Raw genomic sequence first — 1,781 nt, 5'->3', positions numbered from 1 at the left:
GCACGGTGACCGGCCGTGTGTGGGCCCGGCCTACGCCCTCGTAGCGCTGTCAGTGCAGGCCGTTGTAGGCGGCCATCACGATTTCCATGCCGCGGTTGTCCTCCTGCCGGACCCGGTCGATCATCTGGTTCATGACGTAGGCCACCGTCATGCGTGAGCCGGGATCGCTCACGACCAGGGAGCCGCCCCAGCCGCCCCAGCCGAAGGTGTTGCCGAACTTGCCGAAGCCCACCGTCCAGGACATCGGCGTCCCCAGCACGCGGTCGTCACCGCAGAACACTTCCTGCCACGCGGGCTCGCAACCCCGGGGGGACAGCAGTCGCACGCCGCCGACGGAACCCTGGTTCGCCAGTACCGACTGGATGAGGGCGACAGAGCGGGCATTGCCGAAGCCGTTCACTGCAGGGATCTGCGCACGGCGCCAGGCAATGGAGTTGATGTCCTTGACCCGGATCACGGCGCCGGTGTTCTCCCGGCGTGTGCCATCCCGTCCGGGCGGTGCGCCGGCAGCGTGCTCGTCGCTCAGTGAGGGCGGCGGGATGAGCGCTGCGATGCGGTGGTCGTGGTCGGTGGAGAGTCCGATGTGGAAATCCGCGCCGAGCGGTTCGGCCACCTCTTCGGCGAAGAAGTCTCCAAGACTGCAGCCGGTGATGCGTCGGACGATCTCGCCCACGAGGAAGCCGAAGGTGAGCGCGTGATAGCCGGCGGCCGTTCCCGGCTCCCATACGGGTGCCTGCGCGGCCAGTCCTGCGGTCACGCGCTCCCAGTCGTAAAGTTCCTCGACCGCGGTCAGCCCGGACAGGTCCGGCAGGCCCGCGGTGTGCGACAGCACATGCCGCACCAGCACGTTCTCCTTACCGGCCGCGGCGAACTCGGGCCAGTAGGCGGCGACCGGCGCGGACAGGTCGAGCTCGCCCCGGTCGGCCAGGATCAGCGCACACAGGGCGGTCATGTTCTTGGTCGTCGAGTTCACGCCGGTGAGAGTGTCGCGCTCCCAGCTCACGGAGCGGTCCGCATCGGCGTACCCGCCCCAGATGTCGACCACCTGCTCGCCGTCGAGGTAGACGGCTGCCGAGGCACCCACGTCGTCCTTGCCGAGCAAAGCGGCAAGGGCCGCCCGGACTGCGTCGAACCGCGGCTCGCAAAATCCCTTGACGTCAATCATGGCGTAAGCCTCGGGCAACGCCAGGTCTGCCTGCCCGACAATTCCCGCACCGGTTTTGTCGGGCGGGGCGCGGCCAGATCTTCTTTACTGAAGCAAGGCGACCGGACGGCCCCAGAAATCCGCTCCTGTTCCCGCCTCGCGGTCGGCCGATGGCCGACTCCGGTTCGGGCTTGGATGCCGGGCGCTGCGGCTGCGTGCGACTGGCCGGCAGGGTGAGGCGTTCCTGCGGTGGAGGTACGAGAAGGATGGACGGACAGGCGTGCTGGAGCGGCTGAATCAGGCGCTGGACCATTTGGAGGCCTGCCTCGACCGGGAGATCGACATGGCCGAGGTGGCCCGGATCGCCGCGGTGTCGGAGTACCACTTCCGGCGGCTGTTCTCCGCGCTCGCCGGGATGCCGCTCCCGGTCTACGTGCGCCGCCGACGGATGACCCTCGCCGGGGCCGAGGTGCTGGCCGGGGAGCTGACACTGCTCGACATCGCGGTGCGGTACGGGTACGGCTCGGGCGAGGCCTTCACCCGGGCGTTCCGATCGGTGCACGGCATCGGGCCGGGCGAGGCCCGGCGTACCGGTGCAGTGCTCACGGCACAGCCGCGCATGTCCTTCCGGGTCGTC

The 1,781-nt window shown here is 69.2% G+C and carries 2 protein-coding genes; one reads left to right on the top strand and one right to left on the bottom strand.

The window, feature by feature from the left end:
* Positions 1-49: 49 nt before the first annotated feature.
* Complete coding sequence (locus ABZ641_RS35920) at positions 50-1,165, bottom strand: serine hydrolase domain-containing protein (RefSeq protein ID WP_359988650.1); 1,116 nt, start codon at positions 1,163-1,165, stop codon at positions 50-52.
* Between the two features lie 259 nt (positions 1,166-1,424).
* Between ABZ641_RS35920 and ABZ641_RS35915 the strand changes: the two genes are divergently transcribed.
* Positions 1,425-1,781 (top strand): AraC family transcriptional regulator (locus ABZ641_RS35915; RefSeq protein WP_359988648.1); only part of this gene is annotated, 357 nt, incomplete at its 3' end.

Source organism: Kitasatospora sp. NPDC007106 (assembly GCF_040634455.1).
Classification (GTDB): Bacteria; Actinomycetota; Actinomycetes; order Streptomycetales; family Streptomycetaceae; genus Kitasatospora; species Kitasatospora arboriphila.
This window is presented reverse-complemented; position numbering and strand designations above follow the sequence as displayed.